General features: G+C 65.7%; 28 protein-coding genes. 17 read left to right on the top strand and 11 right to left on the bottom strand.

Annotated elements, in window-relative coordinates; translation table 11 throughout:
• Positions 1-40: 40 nt before the first annotated feature.
• The 5 genes from D7Y61_RS14975 to D7Y61_RS14955 form a co-directional block, all read right to left on the bottom strand.
• Positions 41-1,156, bottom strand: a complete 1,116-nt coding sequence (locus D7Y61_RS14975) for an alkene reductase (RefSeq protein WP_180867241.1) — start codon at positions 1,154-1,156, stop codon at positions 41-43.
• A gap of 220 nt (positions 1,157-1,376) precedes the next feature.
• Positions 1,377-2,249, bottom strand: a complete 873-nt coding sequence (locus D7Y61_RS14970; protein ID WP_180867240.1) for an EcsC family protein — start codon at positions 2,247-2,249, stop codon at positions 1,377-1,379.
• A 45-nt stretch (positions 2,250-2,294) separates the two neighbouring features.
• Positions 2,295-2,867 carry an oligoribonuclease gene (orn, locus tag D7Y61_RS14965; RefSeq protein ID WP_006452087.1) on the bottom strand — a complete coding sequence of 191 codons (573 nt, stop codon included), beginning with the start codon at positions 2,865-2,867 and terminating at the stop codon, positions 2,295-2,297.
• Between the two features lie 75 nt (positions 2,868-2,942).
• Complete coding sequence (gene tadA / locus D7Y61_RS14960; RefSeq protein ID WP_180867238.1) at positions 2,943-3,467, bottom strand: tRNA adenosine(34) deaminase TadA; 525 nt, start codon at positions 3,465-3,467, stop codon at positions 2,943-2,945.
• Positions 3,468-3,542: 75 nt separating this feature from the next.
• Positions 3,543-3,902: a winged helix-turn-helix transcriptional regulator gene (locus tag D7Y61_RS14955; RefSeq protein WP_008265377.1), complete on the bottom strand. Its 360-nt coding sequence runs from the start codon at positions 3,900-3,902 to the stop codon at positions 3,543-3,545.
• Between the two features lie 78 nt (positions 3,903-3,980).
• Here D7Y61_RS14955 and D7Y61_RS14950 point away from each other — a divergent pair, with 78 nt between their 5' ends.
• A complete protein-coding gene (locus tag D7Y61_RS14950) occupies positions 3,981-4,748 on the top strand; it encodes an NAD(P)H-dependent oxidoreductase (protein WP_180867237.1) in 768 nt (255 codons plus the stop codon).
• 67 nt (positions 4,749-4,815) lie between these two features.
• The gene (locus D7Y61_RS14945; RefSeq protein WP_180867235.1) at positions 4,816-5,253 is read left to right on the top strand and encodes an acetyltransferase; all 438 of its coding nucleotides are present in this window, start codon (positions 4,816-4,818) and stop codon (positions 5,251-5,253) included.
• A gap of 10 nt (positions 5,254-5,263) precedes the next feature.
• On the opposite strand, the gene D7Y61_RS14940 is transcribed toward D7Y61_RS14945, so the two are convergent.
• Positions 5,264-5,770 (bottom strand): GNAT family N-acetyltransferase, encoded by a 507-nt coding sequence (locus D7Y61_RS14940; RefSeq protein ID WP_180867233.1) that lies wholly within the window; start codon positions 5,768-5,770, stop codon positions 5,264-5,266.
• A 73-nt stretch (positions 5,771-5,843) separates the two neighbouring features.
• Entirely contained in the window at positions 5,844-6,101 is a 258-nt protein-coding gene (locus tag D7Y61_RS14935; protein WP_180867231.1) for a YjhX family toxin, read from the bottom strand.
• A gap of 265 nt (positions 6,102-6,366) precedes the next feature.
• On the opposite strand from D7Y61_RS14935, the gene D7Y61_RS14930 reads away from it, so the two are divergent.
• Together D7Y61_RS14930 and D7Y61_RS14925 are read left to right on the top strand one after the other, a co-directional pair.
• Positions 6,367-7,020: an HD domain-containing protein gene (locus tag D7Y61_RS14930; RefSeq protein WP_180867227.1), complete on the top strand. Its 654-nt coding sequence runs from the start codon at positions 6,367-6,369 to the stop codon at positions 7,018-7,020.
• Between the two features lie 117 nt (positions 7,021-7,137).
• Positions 7,138-8,349 carry an MFS transporter gene (locus D7Y61_RS14925; RefSeq protein WP_180867225.1) on the top strand — a complete coding sequence of 404 codons (1,212 nt, stop codon included), beginning with the start codon at positions 7,138-7,140 and terminating at the stop codon, positions 8,347-8,349.
• 16 nt (positions 8,350-8,365) lie between these two features.
• Here D7Y61_RS14925 and D7Y61_RS14920 read toward each other — a convergent pair whose 3' ends face one another.
• Positions 8,366-8,845: a MerR family transcriptional regulator gene (locus tag D7Y61_RS14920; protein WP_180867224.1), complete on the bottom strand. Its 480-nt coding sequence runs from the start codon at positions 8,843-8,845 to the stop codon at positions 8,366-8,368.
• 89 nt (positions 8,846-8,934) lie between these two features.
• Here D7Y61_RS14920 and D7Y61_RS14915 point away from each other — a divergent pair, with 89 nt between their 5' ends.
• From D7Y61_RS14915 to D7Y61_RS14900, 4 genes are all read left to right on the top strand, one after another.
• The gene (locus D7Y61_RS14915; RefSeq protein WP_180867222.1) at positions 8,935-10,173 is read left to right on the top strand and encodes an NADH:flavin oxidoreductase/NADH oxidase family protein; all 1,239 of its coding nucleotides are present in this window, start codon (positions 8,935-8,937) and stop codon (positions 10,171-10,173) included.
• A gap of 92 nt (positions 10,174-10,265) precedes the next feature.
• The gene (locus D7Y61_RS14910; protein WP_049458652.1) at positions 10,266-10,742 is read left to right on the top strand and encodes a membrane protein; all 477 of its coding nucleotides are present in this window, start codon (positions 10,266-10,268) and stop codon (positions 10,740-10,742) included.
• 89 nt (positions 10,743-10,831) lie between these two features.
• Positions 10,832-11,101, top strand: a complete 270-nt coding sequence (locus D7Y61_RS14905; RefSeq protein WP_053450156.1) for a hypothetical protein — start codon at positions 10,832-10,834, stop codon at positions 11,099-11,101.
• 126 nt (positions 11,102-11,227) lie between these two features.
• On the top strand, positions 11,228-11,473 hold the full coding sequence (locus D7Y61_RS14900) for a hypothetical protein (RefSeq protein ID WP_180867220.1): 246 nt from the start codon (positions 11,228-11,230) through the stop codon (positions 11,471-11,473).
• Positions 11,474-11,518: 45 nt separating this feature from the next.
• On the opposite strand, the gene D7Y61_RS14895 is transcribed toward D7Y61_RS14900, so the two are convergent.
• Positions 11,519-13,051, bottom strand: a complete 1,533-nt coding sequence (locus D7Y61_RS14895; protein ID WP_180867218.1) for an FAD-dependent monooxygenase — start codon at positions 13,049-13,051, stop codon at positions 11,519-11,521.
• Positions 13,052-13,134: 83 nt separating this feature from the next.
• On the opposite strand from D7Y61_RS14895, the gene D7Y61_RS14890 reads away from it, so the two are divergent.
• The 4 genes from D7Y61_RS14890 to D7Y61_RS14875 all read left to right on the top strand — a co-directional run bounded on the left by D7Y61_RS14890 (position 13,135) and on the right by D7Y61_RS14875 (position 17,557).
• Positions 13,135-13,779, top strand: coding sequence for a TetR/AcrR family transcriptional regulator (locus D7Y61_RS14890; protein WP_180867217.1), 645 nt, complete (start codon positions 13,135-13,137; stop codon positions 13,777-13,779).
• A 73-nt stretch (positions 13,780-13,852) separates the two neighbouring features.
• Positions 13,853-15,994, top strand: coding sequence for a TonB-dependent siderophore receptor (locus D7Y61_RS14885; RefSeq protein WP_180867215.1), 2,142 nt, complete (start codon positions 13,853-13,855; stop codon positions 15,992-15,994).
• Between the two features lie 83 nt (positions 15,995-16,077).
• The gene (locus D7Y61_RS14880) at positions 16,078-16,746 is read left to right on the top strand and encodes a hypothetical protein (RefSeq protein WP_180867212.1); all 669 of its coding nucleotides are present in this window, start codon (positions 16,078-16,080) and stop codon (positions 16,744-16,746) included.
• A gap of 103 nt (positions 16,747-16,849) precedes the next feature.
• Positions 16,850-17,557, top strand: coding sequence for a hypothetical protein (locus D7Y61_RS14875; RefSeq protein ID WP_180867210.1), 708 nt, complete (start codon positions 16,850-16,852; stop codon positions 17,555-17,557).
• 148 nt (positions 17,558-17,705) lie between these two features.
• Here the strand turns inward: D7Y61_RS14875 and D7Y61_RS14870 are convergent, their stop codons facing one another.
• The gene (locus D7Y61_RS14870) at positions 17,706-18,113 is read right to left on the bottom strand and encodes a hypothetical protein (RefSeq protein WP_180867207.1); all 408 of its coding nucleotides are present in this window, start codon (positions 18,111-18,113) and stop codon (positions 17,706-17,708) included.
• Positions 18,114-18,704: 591 nt separating this feature from the next.
• Between D7Y61_RS14870 and D7Y61_RS14865 the strand changes: the two genes are divergently transcribed.
• The 3 genes from D7Y61_RS14865 (at position 18,705) to D7Y61_RS14855 (ending at position 21,554) form a co-directional block, all read left to right on the top strand.
• Positions 18,705-19,985, top strand: coding sequence for a PAAR domain-containing protein (locus D7Y61_RS14865; protein ID WP_258010379.1), 1,281 nt, complete (start codon positions 18,705-18,707; stop codon positions 19,983-19,985).
• The gene (locus tag D7Y61_RS14860) at positions 19,985-20,482 is read left to right on the top strand and encodes a hypothetical protein (protein WP_180867205.1); all 498 of its coding nucleotides are present in this window, start codon (positions 19,985-19,987) and stop codon (positions 20,480-20,482) included. Before D7Y61_RS14865 ends, D7Y61_RS14860 begins: the two co-directional genes overlap by 1 nt.
• Before the next feature lie 571 nt (positions 20,483-21,053).
• On the top strand, positions 21,054-21,554 hold the full coding sequence (locus D7Y61_RS14855; RefSeq protein WP_180867202.1) for a hypothetical protein: 501 nt from the start codon (positions 21,054-21,056) through the stop codon (positions 21,552-21,554).
• A gap of 96 nt (positions 21,555-21,650) precedes the next feature.
• Here the strand turns inward: D7Y61_RS14855 and D7Y61_RS14850 are convergent, their stop codons facing one another.
• Complete coding sequence (locus tag D7Y61_RS14850) at positions 21,651-21,998, bottom strand: winged helix-turn-helix transcriptional regulator (protein WP_180867200.1); 348 nt, start codon at positions 21,996-21,998, stop codon at positions 21,651-21,653.
• Between the two features lie 102 nt (positions 21,999-22,100).
• Here D7Y61_RS14850 and D7Y61_RS14845 point away from each other — a divergent pair, with 102 nt between their 5' ends.
• Positions 22,101-23,090, top strand: coding sequence for an MDR family oxidoreductase (locus D7Y61_RS14845; protein ID WP_180867198.1), 990 nt, complete (start codon positions 22,101-22,103; stop codon positions 23,088-23,090).
• A 149-nt stretch (positions 23,091-23,239) separates the two neighbouring features.
• Entirely contained in the window at positions 23,240-26,002 is a 2,763-nt protein-coding gene (locus D7Y61_RS14840) for a UvrD-helicase domain-containing protein (protein WP_180867284.1), read from the top strand.
• Positions 26,003-26,084: the final 82 nt, after the last annotated feature.

Here is a 26,084-nt window from a genome sequence, read left to right as displayed (position 1 = left end):
CGCCCTGGTAGTGCCGGCCGCTGGCCGGCAGCCKCCAGATTCAGGCAGTGACGCTTTCCTCCAGCGTCGGGTAGTCGGTGAACCCAACCGCGTCACCGCCAAAGAACCTCGCTCGATCCGGTGGATTCAGTTCTGCACCCGTACGCAGGCGCTCAGGCAGATCCGGGTTGGCGATGAACGGCCGGCCGAACCCGATCAGGTCGGCCCAACCTTCAGCCAACGCCTGCTCGGCGCGCTCGGCGGTGTACTTGCCGGCGTAGATCAGCGTGCCCGGGTAGACCATGCGCAGTGCCTGCTTGAACGCCACCGGCATCAGTGGTGCATCGTCCCAGTCGGCTTCGGCAATGTGCAGGTAGCCCACGCCCAGCGCGCCCAGCAGATGCGCTGCAGCCAGGTAGGTCGCCTGCGGCGTATCGTCAACCGCGCCCTGCAGCGTGGTCAACGGCGCCAGGCGCACGCCTACGCGGTCACCACCGGCCACTGCGACCACCGCCTGCACCACCTCGCGCAGGAAACGCAGACGGTTCTGCAATGCACCGCCATAGCCGTCGGTGCGCTGATTGGCCTGCGAATCGATGAACTGGTTGATCAGGTAGCCATTGGCGCCATGCAGTTCGACGCCGTCGAAGCCGGCGGCCAGCGCGTTGCGTGTGGCCTGCGCGTAATCGGCAACAATGCCCGGAATCTCATCTGCGGCCAGCGCACGCGGCATCGAATGCTGGATCATCTCGCCCACGCCCGCTTCGGGGCCAGCACCGGTGGGATCGACGAACACCTTCACGCCTTCGGCCAGCAATGCCGAGGACGATACCGGCGCGGCGCCACCCGGCTGCAGGGCCACGTGCGAAACGCGGCCCACATGCCACAGCTGCGCGTAGATGCGGCCACCGGCGGCGTGCACCGCATCGGTCACCTGGCGCCAGCCCTGCACCTGTTCGGGGCTGTGGATACCCGGCGTCCAGGCATAGCCCTGGCCCTGCGGGCTGATCTGCGTGCCTTCGCTGACGATCAGCCCCGCGCCGGCACGTTGCGCGTAATAGGTCGCCATCTCGGCGGTGGCGACGTTGCCGGCGGCCGCGCGTGAGCGCGTCATCGGCGGCATCACGATACGGTTGGGCAGGCGCAGCGGGCCCAGGCGATAGGGAGTGAACAACATGGCGGCATCTCGTGCGGGGGACTGCCCACAAGAGTGGGGGTGCCGCGCGCGGCGCAACAGACGCAGTCTGGCAAAACAGTTGTGCCGCTCAGGCAAGGATGAATGCCGCAGCCGCGGTAGAGTCGACCGTTGGTCGACTATCGCGCGCWGCGCGGGCTTTCATCACGGCTCGCCCAGAAGCAGTCGACCAACGGTCGACTCTACCGGCTACGCTGCATGGTTACAGCGTCGGCTCGATCAACGCCCCGCCATGGGCAATGCGGTCGTAGCACGCCCGCACCACATCCTCGCCGTACTTCAGCTCGAGCCGGCGCACGATGAAATGGCCGCGCGCCATGTCCTGGTAGTAATCGGTGAACATGGTGTTGAGCGTTGCACCGGCTGCCGCACCCACGATCGGCACCGCCTGTGCGGCGAACTTTTCGGTGACCACCACGCCGAAACGGGCGGCCACCTTCTCCACCATCTTCGCCAGCAGCTTGCCGGCTTCCTTCGGCGCCACGCCCAGGGTCAGGTCGCGCCCCGTCACCACGCGCCCGGCCAATTCGGCCGACAGGTGCCGCATCACGTCGGTGGTGAAGCCGCGGGCCAGGTAGTAGCCGGTCTCGCTGGCGTCATCGCGCGGCGAGTTGCCGCCCAGCGCGAACACCTCCAGGCAGGCCTGGCGGGTACTGAACTCGGACAGGTCAAAGCCCTCGCTGCGGGCCACGTCGGCCACCGCGCGCATCATGATGGTGGTCGACACCGGCAGCTCGATGAACAGTGCAGCGAAGCCAAAGGCCCCGCCAACCGCGCCCGAGGTCGCCGCTGCCAGCTTGTGCCAGCGCGTGGAGGCGCCCTTGCCGGGGCTGTTGTCCATGCTCCACAGCGCCGCCTGCGCCGACTTGGACAGCGCCGCCTGCACCGCGCCATGGATACGGCCGGAGACCGCCTTGGGCAGCGCCTTCACCGCGAATTCCAGTGGCGTGCCGACCAGGTTGGCCATGCGCGCGGTCAGGGTCGGCGCTTCCAGCAGGGTTACCGCCCGCTGCAGGTCGGACCAGTCGCGGGCATCGTGGGCGATGTCGCGGGGGAGCAGGATGGGCTCGTTCATGGCGCCGATCTTAGCGCCACGGAGTTGAACGGCGCGTAGTGCCGGTCAAGGCGTCGGCAGGCCCGACAGCGCGCCCATGAACTGGCGGTAGTGGCGCAGCTCGGCGATCGAGTCGTGCACATCGCTCAGCGCGGTGTGGTTGCTGTTCTTGCCGACCCCGGCTGCCACGGTCGGCGCCCAGCGCTTGGCCAGTTCCTTCACCGTGGACACGTCCAGGTTGCGGTAATGGAAGTACTTCTCCAGGCGCGGCATCTGGCGGTGCAGGAAGCGGCGGTCCTGGCAGATGGAGTTGCCGCACATCGGCGACAGGCCAGCCGGAATCCACTGTGCCAGGAAGTTCACCGTCTGCGCCTCGGCCTGGCCAAGCGTGGTGGTGCTGTCCACCACACGCTGCCACAGGCCCGAACGGCGGTGCTGGTTGCGGTTCCACTCATCCATCGCCTCCAGAGTTTCCACCGGGTGATGAATGGCGAACTCCGGCCCTTCGGCCAGCACATTGAGCTGGGCATCGGTGACCACGGTGGCAATCTCGATGATCGAATCGTTATCGGTATCCAGCCCGGTCATTTCCAGGTCGATCCAGATCAGTCGTTCGTTGGCCGCGCCGTTGTCCGCCATTGTGTCGCCTCGTTGCTGGGCAGGCGCGCGGCCTACCGGATAGGGAAAGAGGCGCCCATCATACCCGTTCGCCGTTCAGCCCTCGTCGGCGTGGCCTTCCAGCAGCAGCGGCGGCTTGCCCCGCTTGGCACGGAAATAATTGGTCAGGCGCGTGCTGGCTTCCTTGGCCAGGACGCCGCCGTGGATCTCGACGCGGTGATTGTGGCGGGCGTCGCCGAGCAGATCGAACACGCTGCCACACGCCCCGGTCTTGGGGTCGCTGGCCCCGTAGACCAGGCGCGAGACGCGCGCATGCACGATCGCCATCGCGCACATCGCACACGGCTCCAGGGTCACGTACAGGGTGCTGCCAAGCAGCCGGTGATTGGCCAGCAGCCTGCCCCCTGCCCGCATGGCCACGATCTCGGCGTGCGCGCTGGGATCGTGCGAGGCGATGTTGAGATTCCAGCCCTCGCCCAGCAGCTGGCCATCGGCGCCGACCAGCACCGCCCCGACCGGAATCTCGTCGAACTCGCGCTGCGCGCGTTCGGCCAGCGCCAGTGCATGGCGCATCCAGTGCTCATCGGTGTCGTGCACCGGTACACCCAGGGTGTCGGTCATGGCGGTTCTCGCGTCGTTGCTGGGCCAGGATGGCCGCCGGGGCGCTAGTGTACGCCCCGGCTCGTGCAGGCGTCGCTAACGCGCGTCGAAGCGATCGCGGGCCGCATCCAGTGCGGGGAAGTTGTGCTCGGCCCAACGGTCCAGCGCAGCCAGCGTGTCGACCAGGCTGCGCGCGACCTCGGTCAGCCGGTACTCCACGTGCAGCGGCTTGCTGCCCCGGTCGCAGCGCTCGACCAGGCCGTTGCGCTCCAGTTGCCGCAGGGTCTGGGTCAATACTTTCTGCGAGAGGCCTTCGATCTTCCGCAGCAGCGCGCCATTGCGCATCGGTCCCTGTGCCAAGGCAGGCAACAGCAGCATCACCCACTTGCCGGAGATCAGCGCCAACGCATCGCGCGCCGAGCAGTCCGCCGCATAGACATCGCCGGGAAAGGCCATGGTTACCTCAAGGTGCGTAATTGCCGGGGTGCGCCGGCCTCGCGAGGATGGTCGCACACTCCATCACGCCCTTTCCGCATGCATGCCCTGATCCTGCTGGCCCATCCCGAACCGCGCTCGTTCAATGCCCATCTGGCTGCCCAGGCAACCGAGCAGCTGCAACATGAAGGCCTGCAGGTGGACATGATCGACCTGTACGCGGATGCCTTCGACCCGCTGGAAGCGGCGCGTCACCATCCGCAGCGCCTGCGGCCCGGCCGCTTCGATGCGCAGCGCGAGCAGCGGCACAGCGCCGAGCAGGGACAGCTGCCGGCCGAGGTGCAGCGCCACCTGCGCCTGCTGCGGGCCACCGACCTGCTGATCCTGCAGTTTCCGCTGTGGTGGTTCGCGGCGCCGGCCATGCTGAAGGGCTGGCTGGATCGCGTGCTGGTCTACGGACCGATCTACAACAGCCGGCAGCGCCACGAGCACGGCATGATGCGCGGCAAGCGCGCGTTGCTGAGCGTCACCACCGGCTCATCGGCGCGGGCATGCGCGGTGGACGGCCGCGAGGGCGACACCCGGCTGCTGCTGTGGCCGTTGATGTACAGCCTGCGCTACGTCGGCTTCGAGGTGATGGAGCCGCACGTGGTGCATGGTGTGCGTTCCGGGCTTCCGCCCGAACGTGTGCAGGCACACAATGCCGCGCTGGAGGCCGCCACCGGCAACTACCGTGAACGGCTGGCGCACTGGCAACAATGGCCGAGCGTGCCGTTCAACAACAGCGAGGACTTCGAGGAGTGCGTCGTGCTTCGTGCGGACGCAACCGCGTTCAGCCCCTTCATCCGCCATCGCAACGGGGAATGAATCCACGCCTGCAGCCATCGCCCGGAATCTGCATACTGCACATTCTTCCGAAGCACCTTGGTGACCCATGACCACCCTGCGCCCCTCGCGCGCCGACGACGGCGCCGCCCTCGTCGACCTGTGGCGTCGCGCCGTCGACGCCACCCACGACTTCCTCAGCGCCGAAGATCGCCAGGCCATCGATGCAGAAGTGGCCGGTTTTCTGCCGCAGGCGCCGATGACCGTCGCCGCTGATGCTCAGGATCGCCCACTGGGTTTCATGCTGATCGACGGCAGCCACATGGAAGCACTGTTCATCGACCCGGACGTGCGTGGCACCGGCATCGGCCGGCAGCTGCTGCAGCATGCACTGGCCCTGCATCCGCAGCTGAGCACCGACGTCAACGCGCAGAACGCGCAGGCCGTGGGTTTCTACCTGCGCATGGGCTTTGTCGAAACCGGACGCTCACCTGTGGATTCACAGGGCCGCCCGTATCCGTTGATCCATCTGCGGCACGCGGGCTGACCGCCTGCGGTCAGGCGCTGGCGTCGAACGCCGGCGAGTAGCGTACCTCCCCCTGCGCCAGCGGCGGCTGCAGGCACAGCGCCTGGAAATACTCGGCAGGCACGCCCGGCAGCACCAGCCCCGGCTCGGCGCGGAAGCCGAACCGGCCGTAGTACGCCGGTTCGCCCAGCAACACGCAGCCGCGCGCATGCTGTTGGCGAAGGGCGTCGATGGCCGCGCGCATCAACGCGGCACCGATGCCCTGCCCCTGTCGCGCCGGCAGCACCGAGATCGGGCCCAGGCCGTACCAGCCGCCGCTGCCATCGGACACCGCCACCGGCGACACGGCCACGTGGCCGAGCAACTGACCCTCGTGCTCGGCCAGCAGCGAAACCGCCAGTTCACCGCGTGCGCGCAGTGCGTCGACGATGAACTGCTCGGTGTGGCTGCTGTGTTCGGCCGTGGCGAAGGCCGCAGCCGTCAGCACGTGGATGCCGTCGATGTCGGCCGGAGTTTCAGCGCGGATGATGAAATTCAAAAGGCACCTCGTGCAGTGCGGCGGACCCGGCCAGCGGGCCCGCGGGAAGGGAAAAGAGTCGATACGACGTGCATCAGCGATTGTCCAGCTGCGGGCGCACCGCGACCAGCCCGGCGCGGTTGATCCGGTAGGGACGACCGTCATGCGAACTGATCAGGCGCTTGTTCTTCAGCTTCTTGAAGACGGCCAGGGTGCAATCGCTCAGCATCAAGCCTTCACGGTTGAAGCATTCAACACTGCGGACACGGCCTGAGCCATCACGGATGAATGCAATGCAGCCGCCCTGGGCGAGGACGTGCAGCGTCCTCTGCTCCGCTCGGGAGATATTCATGAAAAGAGAGATCCTGCGTAATCGGAAATGCGGACGACACGGGCGGCCAACGGCGCCCGGACACGGAACCACGCATTCGATAACCGCTCCCGGCAGACACACGGGAAGGGTTATCCGATGACGACACTCTCCAACATGAAAAACCACACTCGGCAGGCGCCTGCGTGCTGCAGGCATGCGCACGTTACCCAGCCCTCTGCAGCGGGTCAACCTCGGCGCCGCCGCGATTGGGCGATAATTCAACTTCCAGCAGCAGGAGGCGACGATGGACTGGGTCGTACAAGCACGCACATTGGCAAGCCAAGCCCACGCCGGGCAACAGGACAAAGCCGGACAGCCCTACATCGAACATGTGGCGCGCGTGGCCGCCGCGATCGATGACGATGACACCGCCAAGGCGGCAGCGTGGCTGCACGACGTGGTGGAGGACTGCCCACAGTACGCGCCGCAGCTGCAGGCCTTTCCTGCACCGATCCGCGACATCGTGACCCTGCTCAACCGGCACAGCGCCGCCGATGCCCAGCATTACTACGCAGGCATCCGCCAGCACCCACGGGCACTGAAGGTGAAACTGGCGGACATCGCCGACAACGCCCATCCACGCCGGCTGCTGCAGCTGCCGCCGGAGGTGGCCGACCGCCTGCGTGGCAAGTACGCCGCCGCGTTGGCCGCCCTCGGCTCCCGCAGCGCATCCACCGCAGTGCCCGATCCGGCATCCCCCCGCCTGCTGTCGTTGATGGAGGCGGCACGTACGTTGGTTCAGCTGGCTGACGAGGCCGGTGCAGGCGCCCCGGCCTGCGGCGAGGCCCCCTCCACGCAGGCGCTGATCAGGGTGCGTGACATCGTGCTTGCCGAACTCCAAGCGCAGATGACGCCGGAAGCCTTCCTTCTCTGGAGCGACATGTACACGCTGGCCTGACCCACCTTGGGCCGCAGTCGGCACCACCTGCCAAACGCTGATTCTTGGCAGCGGACGCTGATCGCTGCTGCGCTGCAACAGTACAATGGGCGGCTCCCCGCCCCATCGCGCCCCCGCATGAGCCCCAACTCTTCCCTGGCTGCGCGGCTGACGCCCCGCCAGCGCACCCTGATCATCCTTGCCCTGTCCCTGGGCGGCTTTGCCATCGGCACCAGTGAATTCGCCAGCATGGGCCTGATGCTGGAGATCAGCCGTGGCCTGTCGATCTCCGAAACCCAGGTCGGCCACCTGATCAGCGCCTATGCCATCGGCGTGGTGGTCGGTGCACCGATCCTCGCCTTCGTCGGTGCCAGCTTCCCGCGCCGCAAGCTGCTGCTGGCGCTGATGGGCTTCTATGCGGTAGGCAACCTGGCCAGCGCGCTGGCGCCGAATTACGGCACCATGCTGGTGGCGCGCTTCGTCGCTGGCCTACCGCACGGCGCCTACTTCGGCGTGGCGATGCTGGTTGCGGCGGCGATCAGCCCAGCCGGGCAGCGCGGCCAGGCGATGTCGCGCGTGCTGCTGGGCCTGTCGATCGCGATCCTGATCGGCAACCCGCTGACCACCTGGCTGGGCCAGCAGTTGAGCTGGCGCACTGCGTTCGCGCTGGTAAGCGTGCTGGCCATCGCTACCGTGATGATGATCGCCCGCTTCCTGCTACCCGACCCGGACGAGGTACGCACCTCGCCGATGCGCGAGCTGCGGGCCTTCAACACCCCCCAGGTATGGTTGGCGCTGGCCATTGGCGCGGTCGGATTCGCCGGCATGTTCTGCGTGTTCACCTATCTGGCACCGACCCTGGTGCAGGTCACCGGCGTGGCCGAATCGTGGATGCCGCTGGCGGTGGGCGTGTTTGGCATCGGCGCGATCATCGGCAACATCGCCGGCGGCTGGCTGGTGGACAAGTTCCACTTCAAGGCCGCCGCCGTGGTGCTGCTGTGGTCGATCGTGATGCTGTTGCTGTATCCGCTGGCGGCGCAGTCGGTGTGGACGATCGGCCCGATGATCATCACTGTCGGCACCATGGGCGCGCTGGCGGCGGTGCTGCAGACCCGCCTGATGGACGTGGCCGGCGAAGCACAGACGCTTGCCGCCGCTTCCAACCATGCCGCGTTCAATACCGCCAATGCGCTGGGCCCCTGGCTGGGCGGCATGGCGATCAGCGCCGGCTTCAGCCCGGCCAGCACCGGCTACGTCGGCGCCGCCACCGCCCTCGGCGGCCTGCTGCTGTGGGGTGTGGCGGTGATGCTGGACAGGAAGCGCAAGCACGCCGTCGCCGGCAGCCACTGAGCATCGCGCCGGGTCGTCAGTCGCTGCCGTTGCGGCGGTGGCGGCCCGGTCGCAGCAACGCACCATCGCCGGCTGCCAGCGTGGGCCGTGCCAGTTCGCCACGCTGTACGCGGTCCAGTACCCGCCGTGAATTGGCCGCGCAATCAATGCCGTCCGGCCGCGCCTGGATATCCTCGATCAAGGCCAGCAGGTGCGCCCGGCTCTGCGCAAGGCGCAGTTGCAGGGCCTCGATATCGGCCACCTTCCGCCGCAGCATCGTGATCAGCGCATCGTGCTGCCACTGGCCCATGTCCGGCGGCAGCAGCGCGCGGATCTCTTCCAAGCTGAAGCCTGCGCGCTGCGCGCCGATGATCAGCTCCAGCAGCAGCACCGCCTGCTCCGGGTAGTCGCGGTAGCCGTTGGCCTGGCGCTGCACCACCAACAGCCCGGCATCCTCGTAGAAGCGGATGCGCGACGCGGCCAGGCCGGTGCGCCGCGCCAGCTCACCGATCTTCATGGGCCTGAATCCTCGACATCGGAACCGGTTGACCTTCAATCAAACTTGAAGGTTAGCGTAGCGCCATTCCCCTGTCCCGGAGCTGTCCGATGTCCCTGTTCTCGCCGCTGGCCCTGCCTTCGGGCGCCGTCATCCACAACCGCATCGCCAAGGCCGCGATGGAGGAAAACCTGGCCGACGCCGACCACGCGCCCTCGCCCGCGCTGCTGGAGTTGTACCAGCGCTGGGCCGACGGCGGTGCCGGGCTGATCATCACCGGCAATGTGATGGTCGATGGCCGTGCCATGACCGGACCGGGCGGTGTGGTGCTGGAAGACGACCACCACCTTGATCGCTTCATCGCCTGGGCGGACACGGCCCGCGCGCGCGGAGTGCAGATGTGGATGCAGATCAACCATCCCGGGCGGCAGATGCCGGCCGCGCTCGGCCAACCGGCGCTGGCGCCTTCAGCGGTGCCGCTGCAGATGGGGGCGTTGTCCAGCCAGTTCGCACCGCCGCGGGCGATGACCGGGGCCGACATCGAAGAGGTGATCGCGCGCTTCATCCGCAGTGCCGAGCTGGCCGAGCGTGCTGGCTTCAGCGGGGTGGAGATCCACGCCGCACACGGCTATCTGCTCAGCCAGTTCCTGTCGCCGCTCTCCAACCACCGCGATGATCGCTGGGGTGGCAGCCTGCAGAACCGCGCGCGCCTGCTGCTTGAGATCGTGCAAGGGGTGCGCACTGCGGTGTCGCCCACGTTCGCGGTGGCGGTGAAGCTCAATTCCGCCGACTTCCAGCGTGGCGGCTTCTCGCCGGAGGACGCGCGCGCGGTGGTGGAGATGCTGGCGCCGCTGGGTGTGGATCTGGTCGAACTGTCCGGTGGCAGCTACGAAGCACCGGCCATGACGGGCGCCGCGCGCGATGAGCGCAGCCTCGCACGCGAAGCCTACTTCCTCGAGTTTGCGCGCGAGATCGCCACGGTGGCGACGATGCCGCTGATGGTCACCGGCGGTATCCGTCGCCACGCGGTGGCCCAGCAGGTGCTGGACAGTGGTGTTGCGATGGTGGGCATCGCCACCGCGCTGGCGATCGAACCGGACCTGCCCAAACACTGGCAGCAGGGGCACGACGCGGTGCCGATGCTGCGCACCATTGACTGGCGCAGCAAGCCGCTGGCGGCCAGCGCACACATGGCGGCGGTGAAGTACCAGCTGGGCCGGCTGAGCCGGCGCCGCCCCACCGCGCCCGGCATCTCACCGGTGTGGGCGCTGCTGCTGGCGCAGGCAGCGGGAAGGTGCCGGACCCGTCGCTACAGGCGCTGGATCGCTGCGCGCGCAGGTAGCCGCTGAACAGGCAGGCTTCTCATCGCGGCAGCGATGCTCCACCATCTGCGTGATCGGCGGCAATCCGCTCCCGATCACAGCAGGCACAAGGAACCCACGTGGCAGCAGCACCGACCAGGAACCGCGAAAAACTGCTCGATGACCTGCTCTCGCTCGGCCGCAACTGGGCACTGGCGATTGCCATTGCCGGCGCGGGGGCAGCAGTCCATTACAGCGAAACGGTGTACGAGGCCGGGCTCTGGCGCGGGCTGCTGCCCACGCTGTGCTTCCTGGTCGCCATCATCTGGATCGTGCTCAGCATCATCCGCTTCGACCTGACCCTCCAGCAGCACTTCGAGCGCAAGCGCACGCGCTGGCTCAGCCGCCTGTTGTATGTGGTGCTGCTGGGCACCGGTATCACGGCGGTGTTCTTCGTCACTGAACTGGCGGCCAGCAACCACATTGCGCGGATGTGCGATTCGGTCGCCAACGAACCGGCAAGCCGCATCTACCGGTCGAGCGAATGCCAGCGCCTGTACCAGCATCGCGCGGCGTACCGGAAGCGACTGGAATCGGTCGAGGGCGAATTCGACTGAGCCGCGTTGGGCCCACGAAGAACACATGGCGTGGATATACAGTCGGGCACAGTACGTGCGCCGCTCACGCTTGGACCCATCCAGCCACCATGCTTCACGCGCCCGCCCCTGCACGTCACGATGCCATCGCCCTGCAGGCAGGCATTCTCGGCAGTGTGCTGGGCGTTGCAGCGTTCAAGGCGGTTGCGCTATCGGCGCTGGCGAGTGGATCACTGATGGTGATCGGGGTGTGGATGCTGGCCTGCGCCCTGCTGGGCGCCTGGGCCCTGGCCGCCTACCTGGCCTGCCTCGCGCTGAGCCGCCGGGTGTTCGTGCTGATGCTGGCCCTGTGCGTGGTGCTGATGGCCTGCATCGCCTGATCGCGCCGAGCGCCGGACTATCGCGCTATTGTTACAGAATAACAAGTGCAATCAGTCCGATTGCCTGTGCCCGGGGTCACAGCCTGGAATGGCAGGGCCACTCCGGCACCACCCCGAGACTTCCGCATGAACCTGCCGCCCCTGCTGCGCACCTCGATCACCGTCCTTGCACTGCTCCCGCTGGGTGGCTGTGCCACCTACGACGACAGCGCGATGCATCCGGCCTGCCAGGAATCGCCGCATCTGAAGGATCTGCCGCGCGACGTGGCCGCGCGCGAGAGCCGCTGCAACAAGGGCATGGAAGTGTGGTCGAGCGAGCGCAAGGGCAGCGACAAACCACTGGACCTGAGCGGCAAGAAAAAGGATCTGTAAGCGCAGCCGGCGCAGCCCGGATCGGCTGCGCCGCCATCGTGCAGGTCAGCGGACGGCCGCCGTCCCGAACCAGCGCTGCAGCGCGTGAGCCAATCCGGTCGGGTCGGCGCCCGCATCGCAGGCCCAGGCGACGATGCCATCAGGGCGCACCAGAACCGCGCCCAGGCCCGTCGCCTCATCCGGCACCGATCCCACGCAGACAGGGTGCGGTGGTGCATCACCCATGACGTTGCACGGCAACGATTCCACATCGAACACGAGCAGCGCCCCCTGCCCGGCCCTCAGCAGCTCGCCGGTGCGACGGCCGTCGGCCAGCACGAAGTCCGGCACGCTGCGGCCGACCAGCGGATGCCCTTCGCCCAGGTCCAGCCGCTGCGCAACACCCCAGACCCGTTCGGCCAGATAGGTCGCGCCATCGCGGGTGTCGGCCAGATCGGCGATGACGGCCGCCAGCGCGCGCGAACCGGCGCCCGGTCGCATCAGCGCAACCTGCGCACGCGACCAGTCCAGTACCTTTGCGCCGATCGGATGCCGCTCGGCCTGATAGCTGTCCAGCAACGCCTCGCCGGCAACACCACGGACCACGGCCGCCAGCTTCCAGCCCAGGTTCATTGCATCGCCGATGCCCAGGTTCAACCCCTGCCCACCCAACGGTGAATGCATGTGTGCGGCATCACCGGCCAGCAGCACGCGACCGTTGCGATAGGCGCTGGCCTGGCGCGCGGCGTCGGTCCAGGTGGTGGCCAGGTGCAGCGCGGTGATCGTTGCATTGCGACCGGACACGCGCCGCAGCAGCGCTTGCGCCGACGGCAGGTCCAGCGCCGTGCGATGGCCAGCGCCGCCATCGAAATCAGCCAGTGCCAGCACACCGGGGGGATTGAAATTGCACATGCCGTGCGCGGTGTACTGGCGGCCCGGCGTGAGCATCGAAGGATCTTCCAGCTCGACGAGCAGGGAGTGGCCGGTGAACTCCGGATCGGTTCCTTCGAAGCTGAAACCCGATTGCTTGCGCACCGTGCTGCGGGCGCCATCGCAGCCGACCAGCCAGCGGCCGTGGACGGTGCCGTGTGCGGTCGTCTGCACAGCGACCTGATCCTCCTCCACCTGCACCGCCTGTACCGCGCAGCCGCGATCGATGTGCACGCCCAGCCCGACTGCGCGCTCGGTCAATACCGCTTCCAGCGCCTGCAGCTCGATCGCCATCTGCGTGCCGACCGGCGTTGGCAGCCGCCAGTTCCAGCGCCCGCTGTCCACGTTGTCCAGCGCGAACGGAATGCCGGCGAAGTGGCCCCCCAACGGCCGCGGTTGCGCCAGCCAGTGCGCCGTGCCGGGCGGGGGTGCGCCCTTGTCCGGCTTCAGCACCTGGGACGCGGCAACCGCGTCCAGCAGGCCGCGCCGATCCAGCGCCTCCAGGGTGGGGGCGTTCAAGCCGCGCAGGCCCAGCGGCAAGCGTTTCAGGGGTGATCCGGGGGACTCGGCCTGTTCCAGCGCCCGCACCGAACAGCCCGCCAGGGCCAGTTCGCAGGACAGGAACAGGCCAACCGGGCCCGCACCGGCGATGACGACGTCGTACAGCATTGGGACTTCCTCGTGAGCACCGGGCCGGCGCTCTGGCGATCACGATGTTACACTCGGTGTACGTTTCCACAAGTGAACCGCCCATGACCCCGCCCCCTGGCCGCCGAGAGCAGCGCAAAGCCGAGACCCGACAGCTGATTTCAGACGTCGCCACCGGGTTGATCATCGAGCGTGGCTTCGAAGCGGTGTCGATGTCGGAGATCGCCGAGGCCGCCGGCGTCTCGCGCAAGACGGTGTTCAACTACTTCGCCAGCAAGGAAGACCTGGTCTTCGACCGCGACGAAGAGGCGCGCGCGCTGCTGCGCGAAGGCATGGCCGAGCGCAGCAGCATGACGCCCCTGGCCGCGTTCCAGTCGCTGCTGTGCAGCCTGCTGCACAGCGGCCATCCCCTGCTGCGGATCAACGCTGGCGCCGCAGCGTTCTGGGCCACGGTGGCCGACAGCCCGGTGCTGGTCGCGCACGCGCGGCGCCTGCAGGCGCAGCTCACCGACGATCTGGCCCAGTTGATGGCCACCGCGGCCGGTCGCCCAGCCCATGATGCCGAGGCCCGGCTGGGCGCGGCGATGCTGCTGGCCTCGGTGGTGGCCGCCTACGAAAGGGGCCTGGCCAGCCACGCGCTGGGCGAGGATCCGCGCGAGGCGATGCTTCAGTTGATGGTGCGTGGCGCCACCGGCGTGCTGGTCGCGCTGGCCGGCACCCCTTACACCGCCCCCGGCGCACGTCCATAGCGCATTCGGGAGATAGGTCACGAAGTATTGCAAATGCTAATCTTTCTCATTTGCAGCCACCTCCCCGCCCGCCATGCCCTCTCCCCTGCTCCGCCCGCACGCCCTGTACCTGGCGCTGACGCTACCCCTGACCACCCTCTGCCAGGCCGCCGAACCCTCCCCTCCAGCCGCTACAGCGCTGGACAAGGTGGAAGTGCGCGGCCGTGCGCAGACCCTGTACCGGGTGGACGATGCCGCAGTGGGCACCCGCACCGACACGCCGCTGGAGCTCGTTCCGCAATCGATCCAGGTGGTGCCACGGGAGTTGATCGACGACCAGGCGGCACGTCAGGTCACCGACCTGTACCGCAGCATCAGCGGCATCAGCTTCTTCAGCTACGCCGGCGTGACCCTGCGTGGTTTCCGCCAGGAGAACGTGCTGTACGACGGCCTGCGCGGCGACCCGTACGCAGGCTTCTCGGTGCCGCAGCTGTTCAACATCGAACGCGTGGAGGTCCTGAAGGGACCGGCCGGGGCGCTCTATGGTGGCGGTGATGCCGGCGGCGTCATCAACTACGTCACGCGCAAGCCGAAGGCCAGCGCCGAGCGCCGCATCGAAGTGCAGATGGGCAACAAGGATTTCCGCGCCGGCTCCATCGAAGGCACCGGCCCGTTGAACGCCGACGGCAGCGTTCGCTACCGCGCCGGGCTGTATGCCGATACCGAACAGGGCTTGCGCTGGAACGCTGACAGCGAAAGCGTGATCGGTGATGCCTCGCTGGCCTTCGATGTCGGCCAGACCGGCGAGCTGGTGCTGCAGTTCACCGACATCACCCAGAACCTGGGCGGCAACCGCCTGCGCGGCGTGCCGGTGAACGATGCCGGCACCTTCCTGACCGACCGCCGCTGGAACCATAACGAGGCCAGCGACTTCCTCGACATGCGCGCGAAGGTGGCGTTGGCGCAGTACCGTTTCGCGCCGCGTGACAACCTGGATGTGGATGTCGCCGCACGCTGGTTCAGCAACAACGAGCACCAGATGTACCATGAGCCGATGGGGCTGATCGACCGCGACCGCGATGGCGTGGCCGAGTGGATGACCCGGCAGCTGCGCAACCAGGTCCGCGACAACGAGGCATTTACCGCGAGCGGCAATGCCGTGTTGCGCCTCGACACCGGCCGCATCGGCCACAAGGTGCTGTTCGGCGCCGATGTGTACCAGCTCGACGCCGACTTCACCGCGCAGACCGCCAACAGCGCCGACCTCGCGCGTGGCGCCGGCCCGGTACGCGGCATCGACCTGTTCAACCCGATGTACGGCGCCAGCACCTGGCACGACTACAACCTGGCCGCCCTGCCCTGGCGCAGCACCTCCACCCGCAGCACACGCTACGGCGCCTACCTGCAGGACGAACTCGCACTGGGCCAGCGCTGGCACGTGCTGGCCGGGCTGCGCTGGGATGGCTTCAAGGATGAGGATCGTCTCGGCGCCAGCCGCGTCGATGGCAACGATCTGAGCTGGCGGCTCGGCAGCACGTTCACTGTTCGCCAGGGGCTGAATCTGTATGCCAACGTAGCCAGTGGCTTCGTGCCGCAGAGCGCAGCGAACCAGAACCCGGCCGCCGGCGGCCCGTTCGACGCCGAGCGCAGCAAGCAGTGGGAAATCGGCCTGAAATCGCTGCTGGCCGAGCGCGTGAGCGTGAACATGGCGGCCTACCGCATCGACCGCAGCAACATCGTGCAGGCCACCGGCGAGGTGATCGGCGGCGTGAACCAGCTGGCCGCGCTGGGCCTGGTGCGCAGCACCGGCATGGAGCTGGACCTGCTGGCCGACGTCACCGAGCGCTGGGTTATGAACCTGACCTACGCCTACAACGACGCGCGGGTGAAGGACGCCGGCCCGGGCGGCATCACCAACGCCTCCGGCGACCGCTTCGCCAATGCGCCGCGCAACAAGGTGGGATTGTGGACGCGCTACGACCTGCCCGCGATCAACTCCGCCATCGGCTTCGGCGCCGACCATGTGGGCGAGCGCGTCAGCCTCGACGGGCAGACGGTGAAGGCCTACACCGTGTTCGACATGAGCTGGAAGACCACCTGGAAGCAGTGGCAGTTCCAGGCCAACGTCAAGAACCTGTTCGACAAGGCGTATGCCGCCAGCGGGTTCATCGCACGCAACGGGCACTTCCCGGGCGAGCCGCGACGGGTGTATGTGCAGGCCGCTTATACCTTCTAAGCGACGGCCCTTGTCGCGCCGGGCCCAGACCTGGCTGCACCCGGCGTGATCTAATGGCCTCCCCATGGATGAGGCCTGATGCAATGACACGGATCCGTACCCTGGTGCAGCGTGCATTCCCACTGGCGCTGCTGCCCCTGCTTGCCGCCTGCCAGAACGAACAGGTCAGCGCGTTCTTCAATCCCCCGCAGGAGGTGCAGGCCAGCAGCGAGTTCCGCATGAGCACCCCACCGGGACTGGTGCACAACAATCTGCTGTCCTCGGCAGCGGTGAAGGACGGCCAGGCCCGCGTGGACTCGGGCGGACCGGGCTATCTCGATATCCGCTTTTTCCCCATCACCCATGCCGATGCGCTGGATACGATGGGCCCGCAGTGGCCGTCCTCGCAGCGCGACAGCGATCCCGATCTCGGCAACGTCGATTTCAGCAGCCACTTCGTGTTCCTGGTGGCGCACCCGGAACTGACCGGCTACGCCGCGATGAGCAGCGGTCACTACGCCACGTTCTTCAGTTCGGTGAAGGTCGCGTACCTGGACGACCGCGTGGTGGTTCATCTGGATGCGTCGCGGCTGGGCGACATCAGCCCGATGGCACTGCTCGGCAGCCCGTGGGCCGGCAAGCTTTACACGCTTGAACGGCGCGGCCGGAAGCAGCTGGAAGTGAAGCTGTACGACAACCGCTACCGCTTCTCGCTGGTGCCTGAGGTCGTACCGGAGGTGGTGTCTGAGATTCCGCCGCCCATGGTGCGCTGACCAGCTCCATTGGGACCGATCAGACCCATGCAGATGCGCATAAGCCAGAGCGAACGCGCCTCCTGATTCCTGGAATTCTTCTCTAGAGAAACCGGAAAAAATCATGAATCCACGCACTTGGGCATTCTCCATCAAAGGCCCGCGAAGCTCGATTGAATGCCTACCCAGAACGTGCCCGTGGTGGTCGCTGAAAGTCGTCCACGTAGACGGCACCGTGGAGCGGGAAGCGTCCATTCCCGGTTCGGAGACCTTCACAGACTACGACCATCACACCGACCTTGCGTTGGAGATCGTTGTTCTGATGAATGGAGTTGCAGTCTCCTGCGGACACTCTGGACTTATCGAAATAGACAAGCACGTTGAGTACTGCGAAGCAGGAAAGCGGACGCCAACTACGCCGCTCAGGCTCATCATCAAGAATACGAATCTAGGTGGATTCGGCGCTACACCCCAAGCGTTGCCGGGTCTTGAAAATGCATCAATCGAGAACATCGGAACCATAAAGAAGTTGATGCTCTATTGGGGCCAGTCGAACTCGGAAACCTATGAGGGACTCTACAAGATCTACGAATTCATCAAAACGTCCTACCCGCAGCTACTGGATGAGATGAAACACGAAATCAGCAGAAGGAAGATTTCGCAGCTTACTCAGACCTGTAACAGCATGTCATCAGGACCGACAGCACGGCACGCCGATGTTTCGCACCCTCCCGTGGAGCGCCCGATGGAGCTTTCGGAGATCAGGCGAATCGTCCGTACTCTTTCCGATGCGTTTCTAAAGCACCTGAAAGGCACCTCGGCCATTCGATGAAGTGCAGACACGTCACGGCCATGTGCTGCGGGCTCACTGACTGAAAAGATGACACGGGAACCGCCTGAATCTGAACGAGCGGCGAGCAGGACGCAGGATCGCAAACAGGCTTTCCCGACCCTGCCCGCCATCACCTGTTACAGAAATGTCAGGGAACAAGACAGCGCTCGACCTGCAGCGACAGCGCCTCGCAGGCGTCGAACAGACCATCGATCAACGCTGCGGATGGACAGCTGCGCGGGTCATCGTTCTCACGCGCGACATGTGCGGCATGCAGCACGGCGCTGAGTGTAGTGATACCTGACGCACTGCGCGTGGCCAATGCCAGATCGAACGCACGCGCGGGCGTGAGACGGGTTTCCGTCCACGCCTGACCGTCGGCGCGACGTTGCTTGCCGTAGCGGTCCAGGAAGGCGAAGAACGCGGAGGGCGAAATGGACTCGGCCGCATCGCTGAGGGCATCTTCCATCTTCTCGGCCAACGCATTGGGAAGATCCTGCACGGCATCGCCGAGCAGAGCATGCAGGCGGGGATAGTCGGGTAGCAGGTCGGACATGACGGCAACCTCACAGGTATGGCCACCTGCAGACGCAAGGTGGCGGACGGTGCGGGTTGGCGTGCCGGATACATGCCGCAAGAAGCCGGCGGATCAATGATCCCCACGCACCGTCCACCATGGGCTGGCAGAAGGTGCATTGTCACGATTGCAGCTTTCGCTACAACCGCGACGCCGCGCGACATGTAAGTTCGGGACGCCAATCCCGGCCAGGGCGGGCGCCTTGGCAGCGCCATCGTTGGCGCGTTGCTTCGCTGCTGAGAAGTAGGAAAATGCCGCACTTGCTCGTTGTCGCGCCGGGTGCGTCAAAAGATGGCGAATGGATAGCGGATGGCGCTCGGTTCGATCACCTCCCCTATCGGCCGCCGCCCTCGCAAGCAAGGCAAACGCGACACTTCACGGTTGCCCGCCATTTCCAGATTGGCCACTGCGCGTTCCGTTGCAGGCATACGCGCCTTGCTCAGGAACTGTCGCAACTGACAGAGCCGCACGTCGCAATCGAGCCGCTCGCGTCAAATTTCCTGACGCAGAAGCGTCGCGTCCTTCACGCGCCGAAAGCTGAAACACCCTGCCACAGCTGGTTTTCCCCGCATGCATGACCTTTGCACGGCCGCACGCGCCGCCGAACTGGATCGCATCCTGAATTTCGTTCTGGAACGGAAGCGAATCATGGCAAGGAACTGGATTGTGGTGGGTGACCCGACCTCCAGCGGCGGCCGCGTGATCACCGGCTCAAGCAGAACCGACATTGGCGGCATGAGCGTTGCCCGCGTCGGTGACAAAGCGACCTGCCCGACGCTGCATCAGGGCGAGTTCGCCATCGTCGAAGGCGATATCACGACCACCATCGACGGCCAGCCTGTTGCACCGCATGGCAGCGCGCTGGCCTGTGGCTGCCGTGTCCTGTCTACCCAACAGACCCGGGTGTACGTCATCACCAACGGCGGCGGCGGCCGGACGCCTGCAGGTGATGCCGGCCCGACCGAACTCGCGTCCGCCCTGCAACCCGCAGCCTCGCCATCTCCCCGCACTTTCGACCAGGCAATCCGATTTGTCAGCAGTCGAGGAAACCCGCTGGCCGAACTGCCCTATACGTTGTATCTGGATGATGGCAGGGCCTTCTCCGGCACCACCGATGCACAGGGCGGCACGGCGCGGATATCGACCGCGCAGAGCCAAGCCCTGGTGCGTGCGGAACTACGTCCGCCTACGGTGCTGACAGGGTGTTGTGTGCGCATGGCGCCCGGCACCGATGATGCACCCGAGATATTCGATCTCGAGGGTGTGATCACCACGTCACAGGACATGGGCGTTTCGGTCGTGGAGGTGAGCGCCCCCGGTCATGAGCGGAGCCTTACGTTCGGCGAGATCGAGATGGCGCGACTGGTGTTTGGCGACTCGGTCGACTACAGCCGGATGAAGGTTCACAACCATGGCTACTGGCTGTTGTTTGGATTCCAGCACGAGAAAACAGCGGTTACCCCTAATGGGGAGATGTACTTTCCAGAGAAAATTTACTTCGACGACTACTCAGCTGTCGACATAGGATACCAGCAGCTCTTCATCCACGAGATGACGCATGTCTGGCAGTATCAGCTCGGCTACAACGTCAAGCTGGTTAGAGGACCGAGACCTAGCATGAGCTACGACTATATCCTCGACGAATCAAAACGCTTCCACAACCACAACATGGAAGCTCAGGGCGACATGCTGGCGGACTATTTCCTTGTCATCTTCCGCAATTCGCAGGAGAAGATGAACAACCGCCGCTATCATACGACAGCTGGCATCAGCGAGCAGTTGGAGCGCGCCCTTTCAGGTTTCCTTGCCGACCGCAGCAATGAGGACAATCTACCGAGGACAACTCAATGATGAAGTTGCAACTGCCTGTAGCTCAATTGGCACTACTGCTCCCGGTGATGGCCAGCTGCTCCTCTCCCAGTGGACGCTATCAGGAAGCAACAGTCCAAGCGCGCGATGGTGTACCGTGTTTTGGTGTCCCCGACACTCACGAAACGCGCTCCCGACCACCGCTTGTCACCAGCGTTTCCGTCACAGAGCTTGGGAAGGGCAACTCGCCCGTATGGGAACGCATCTTCCTTGGCCCCGACTCTACCGAGCCCGCACTCTCACCGGAGCTGTGCATCCTCTATGGTGAAGGCGGAACGGCCGCATCGTCCCTGCAGTCAGGCGTGCGATACCAAGTGGTCATTTCGGGAGGCACACCCGACATGCCGGCGAATGAAGGTAAAGCACAAAAGCGCGTTTTCGGCACCTGCTTTCATGTAGTGGAGGACACCAGCAAACACCTGATCAGGCCCGTGCAGGAGGATTGTGCGACCACGCTCTCTTCCGTACCTCAACGCTAACGCACAGGGGACGAGTAGTGCACGTCCTGAAGAGCAAGGTCCGATGACGCGAATGCAACTGCCGCTGGCTCTTCTGGGACTGCTCCCTTCGATGCTGGCCAGTTGCTCGTCACCGCCCGGGCACTATCAGCAGGCGACGATACATAGCCGCGATGGCATGCCGTGCTTTGGAGTACCCGACACCAAAGAGGCGCGCGTCAACGCGCCAGTTATCACCGGCGTGTCAGTGACGGAACCAGGTAGGAATGGCCTGCCAATGTGGGAGCATGACTTTCTCCGTGATGGGACCAGCGAGCCGACGCTGCCTCCAAGTCAATGCATCAAGTACGGCGAGGGCGTGGCGTCCGTCCCCTCACTGCTGACGGGCAAACGTTACCAGGTAGTGCTCACCAGGTGTTCCCGGCAGGAAGGGCGAAGCCGAGGCCCGTGTCTTCAGTGTCTGCTTCCAAATGGTGGAAGTGAGCGGAAAGGTTATAAAGCCCGTCGTATCGGATTGTTCGACCGCGCTCTCTGCCGGGTAACAACTTGTGCGAATGGAAGACAGGTAGCGAAGACCCTAAAGGGGAACCCTATGAAGCAACTGCAAGCATGGATGCTGCTGGCTCTACTGCTGCCAACGCTGACCAGCTGTTCATCGCCTCCCGGGCGCTACCAGGAGGCCACGGTCAGCACCTCTGAAGGCAGGCTGTGCTTTGGTGTTCCTGACACGCGCGAGATTCGATCCGCGCCGCCTGGGATTGCCTCCATCGGACTGAGCGCTGCTGGGCAGGGTCTCTACCCGATGTGGGAACGCGTCTTCATTGAAGAGCCCATTCCCGAGCCTTCGCTCGCACCCGACCAGTGCATACCCTATGGCTCCGGACCCAGCCCTGCCCCGCCGCTGCAGGCGGGCGCGTACTACCAGGTGGTCCTTTCCGGATATACGCCAGACAACCCAGAGAATGGAGCAGTGGGACAGAAGCGTGTATTCAGCGCCTGCTTCCACCTGCGTCAACCCGCCGATGGCCGCGAGTTGAAGCCTGTCGTGGTGAGCTGTGGGGAGGTGCCTCCATCTCCGCTGCCCCCGTCATGAGCGAAGGGCCAATGGTCTGCGCGGCACAGAGCACGATCGCATGAATCGCTGCGGCAGAAACTTCACCGCACTTCCGACCTCGCCGGCGCCCAGCCTTCAGCTCTCCCCACGCGCGCTCTGGTAACCGCGATAGGTTTCACCCCATTCCCGCATCGCCAGCAGTACCGGCACCAGCGTGCGCCCGAATTCGGAAAGCTCGTATTCCACCTTGGGCGGCACCTCGGGATATACATGGCGGATCACGACCCCATCGGCCTCCAGTTCCCGCAGCTGGCTGGTCAGCATCGACTGGGTGGCGTTGGGTACCCGCCGCGTCAACTCCATGAAACGCCGCTTGCCGGCCATCAAGTGAAAAAGAATGATCGGCTTCCACACGCCGCCCATCACCGACAACGTGACTTCCACGGCACAACCGCTCTTGCCATCCCAACGCCTGCTACGCATGCATACTCCGGAAAACCATAGTACCTATGAAAAAACATCGTTCTTGTTGCGATAACGGTGCGAGCCTAGCATGGGCCCATCCACTGAACGTGAGGCCCTTCCATGAGTTTCAAGGCACTACTGACCCGTAAAACCGACGACGGCGTTTCCACGCAACTGGTCGATTTTGATGAAGCGGCCCTGATGGACGGCGACGTGCTGGTGCAGGTCGAGTACTCCACGCTCAACTACAAGGATGCGCTCGCCCTCACCGGCACGCGTCCAGTGATCCGGGCGTTCCCGTTGATTCCGGGCATCGATCTGGCAGGCGTAGTGCTGGAATCGAGCAATGCCGGTTTCCAGCCTGGTGACCGAGTCGTGTTGAACGGGTGGGATCTCAGCATGGGCCACCACGGTGGCCTGGCCCAGCGCGCCCGCGTGCGCGGCGAATGGCTGAACAGGATTCCCGGCAACCTCACCACCCGCGATGCCATGGCCATCGGCACTGCCGGGTACACCGCCATGTTGTGCGTGCTGGCGCTGGAGGACGCGGGCGTGACTCCGGAAAAGGGCGATGTGCTGGTGACTGGAGCCAACGGCGGCGTGGGTTCGATTGCCGTGGCCATCCTTTCCAGGCTGGGTTACCGGGTCGTGGCCGCCACCGGACGCCCGGAACACGCCGAGTACCTGCATAGCCTGGGCGCAGCCGAGATCATCGACCGTGCGCAGCTTTCAGAACCGCGCGACCGACCCGTCAGTGCCGAGCGCTGGGCGGGGGTGGTGGATGTAGCCGGCGGCCCGACGCTGGTCAATGCCATCGCCGAGACGAAGTACCGCGGCGCCGTGGCGGCCTGCGGCCTCGCCCACAGCGATGCACTGCATGGCTCGGTGCTGCCCTTCATCCTGCGCAACGTAACCCTGGCCGGCGTGGATTCGGTGAATGCGCCGCAGGAGGTTCGCCAGCGCGCCTGGGATCGCCTCGCCACCGATCTGGACCCGCAGAAACTGGAAAGCACGGTGCAGCAGATCGGGCTTGCCGAAGTGCTGGACGTCTATGAGCAGATCATTCCGGGCAAGGTGCGCGGACGGATCGTGGTGGATGTGAACGCCTGACGCCTGTTACGTCAGCGGTGGTGCAACGCCACCGCTGGCAGCTGGCCTGCCCAGCCAGACGTCCTGCGCACGGCACCAAGCCCCCTTATCATGGGGCTGTAAGGGCGCTTTACGCCCAGTGACGTACGCAAGGCAGTATCTGGATGTCTATGGAATGGCGCCCCTCGGGATGGGGCCAGCGTGTGACCCGCTCGCCGGACTGGCGACTGCGGCTGGATGGCGAGCATGTCGAGCTTCTGATTGGGGGCCGGCAGTACTCGCAGCGCATGGATCACGACCAGCGCGTGCGGGTGCTTCCGGGCGTGTTCTGGGCCAAGGTGGCGCTGCAGACCGAGGACGGCCAAACGCTGTCCGTGGATGGCCTGCCGAACCGCCAGGCGTCCCACCTCTCGGCTGCTGTCCAGAACGTGCTCTTTGCGCGCACCACGCGCGGGCGCAAGGCGCTCTTTGAGGAGATCCTGGAGCAGATCCAGTCATGGCTGAGCGCGGCGGACGCGCTGACCGATCGGGGTCACGCCAGCCGCCGCTGGATCACCCACGAGCAACAGCAGGCGCTGCTGGCTGAGCGGCCGGCTCTGCCACTCTCCCCAGATGAGCTGGAGAGACTGTTTCTCGATGCGGGCGTGCACGACGACCTGCGCTCCAGCCGCCATCTGACCGCGCTGGAAGCGCTCAATGACTGGCATCGGGATTGGCCCGCTGCCTGGGCCGAGGCCAACGAGGCCATGACCCAGCGCGAGCTGGTGCTGGCCAAGGACCTGCTGGACCATGTCGAGAGCAGGCCACTGACCGAAGAGCAGGCGCGCGCGGTCATCTGCTTCGACAACCGGGTACAGGTGGTGGCCTCGGCCGGCTCCGGCAAGACCTCCACCCTGGTTGCCAAGGCCGCCTACGCCATTGATCGCGGCTTCGTCGAACCCGAGCGCGTGCTGATGCTCGCCTTCAACAAGGACGCGGCCGAGGAACTGGAAGCGCGTGCGCAGCGCGCGTTCCAGCGGCTCGGCATGGGCGATGCCGTGGTGGAAGCGCGGACCTTCCATGCGCTGGGCCTGGCCATCATCGCCAAGGCCACGGGGCGCAAGCCCGATATCCCGGATTGGGCCACTGACGCCACGCAGGGCTTCAACAAGCTCGCCGAACTGGTGGACGACCTGAAGGACCGCTCGAGCCACTTCCGCACCCAGTGGGACATGTTCCGCCTGGTGTTCGGCCGCGACCTTCCCCCGTTCGGCGCCGAGATGCTGGCCGATGGCTACGACCGCGACGGCACGCCCTACATCCGCACGCTGCAGGGCGAACGGGTGAAGAGCCTGGAAGAATGCGTCATCGCCGACTGGCTGTTCTACAACGGCGTGGCCTACGACTACGAGCGGCGCTATGAGTTCGATACCGCGACCGACACCCACCGACAGTATCGCCCGGACTTCTATTATCCCGACGCCGCGCTGTATCACGAGCACTTTGCGCTGGATGCCGACGGTCAGCCGCCGAAGCACTTTGCCAACTACAGTGAAGGCATGCACTGGAAGCGCCAGCAGCATGCTGCGCGCGGCACCTCACTGGTGGAAACGACCTCGTTTGGCCTTCGTAGCGGCCACGCGTTGCAGCACCTGGCCCAGGCGCTTGGCGAGTCTGATGTCGAACTGGACCCGAACCCGGACCGCGCGCTTCCCGAGCAGGGCGCAAAGCCGATGCCGGACGCGGACCTGATCGGGTTGATGCGCACGTTCATCGCCCATGCCAAGAGCAACTGCCTGACGCTGGAGGACATGGCCGGGCGCCTGCGGCAGATGCCCGAAGACCAGTTCAAGGAACGACACCGGCGCTTCCTGGAGATCGCCGGGCCGGTCTTCCAGGCGTGGGACAACGCGCTGGCCGACGAGCGCGGCATCGACTTCGAAGACATGCTCAACATGGCCGCAGGGCTGCTGGAACAGGGCCACTATGAATCACCCTACGAGCTGGTGATGGCCGACGAATTCCAGGATGCTTCACGCGCCCGTGCCCGCCTCTGCCGCGCATTGGTCAGTCAACCCGGCCGCCATCTGTTTGCCGTGGGCGACGACTGGCAGTCGATCAACCGCTTCGCCGGTGCCGATGTTTCAGTGATGACCGGCTTCCCGGAGTGGATGGGACAAGGCCAGGTACTCAAGCTGGAACAGACCTTCCGCTGCCCACAAGCGCTGTGCGATGTCTCCAGCCGCTTCATCCGCCGCAATCCAGCGCAGATGGCCAAGGCGGTTCGCTCGGCGACGCCGGCGGTGGGTCCGGTGCTGCAGGCGTTCCAGCTGGCCCGCCGTGAGGAAGTGCAGGACGGAGTTCGCCAGTACCTGGCCACGCTGCACCAGCAACTGCTGTCCGGCGCGCTGCCTCGCGGCCGCACCGGTCGCGTGACGGTGTTCATTCTGGGTCGCTACCGGAATGAGCGCAGTGCCTTGCCTGCGGACTGGAAGACCGCGTTTGGCAGCACGATGGAGATCGAATTCCTGACCGCGCATCGTTCGAAGGGGCGCGAGGCGGACTATGTGATTCTGCCGGGCATGGTGAATCGTGGCTTCCCGAGCCTGCGCTCGGATGATCCGGTACTTTCGCTGGCGATGCCCGAAGGCGATGCCTTCCCCCTGGGCGAAGAGCGACGGTTGTTCTATGTGGCGCTGACGCGTGCGCGGCGCTCGGTAGCGATGTTCACCCTGCAGGGCAGGCACTCGCCGTTCCTGGATGAGCTGGTGCAGGACGGCGTGGTGGAAGTGACGAGCCTGTCGGGCGTGGTCATCAATGAAGAACGCTGCCCGGTATGCAAGGTGGGGGTGTTCGTGGAGCGGAATGGGCCGCATGGGGCTTTCCGCTCGTGTTCGAGTTATCCGTTGTGCCATAACAAGCCGAAGGGTGGGCCGTCGGGGGTGAGCAGGTGACCTCACGTGCAAGCCAGCAGCTTGAATGTCCAAGGGGCCACAGTCTGTCAGAAACACAAAACGCCCCTTCCGGGGCGTTTGC

Source organism: Stenotrophomonas maltophilia, from assembly GCF_013464485.1.
In the GTDB taxonomy this organism is placed as follows: domain Bacteria; phylum Pseudomonadota; class Gammaproteobacteria; order Xanthomonadales; family Xanthomonadaceae; genus Stenotrophomonas; species Stenotrophomonas maltophilia_AW.
Note: the sequence above shows the minus strand (reverse complement) of the source record. Positions and strands in the feature narration are given on the sequence as shown.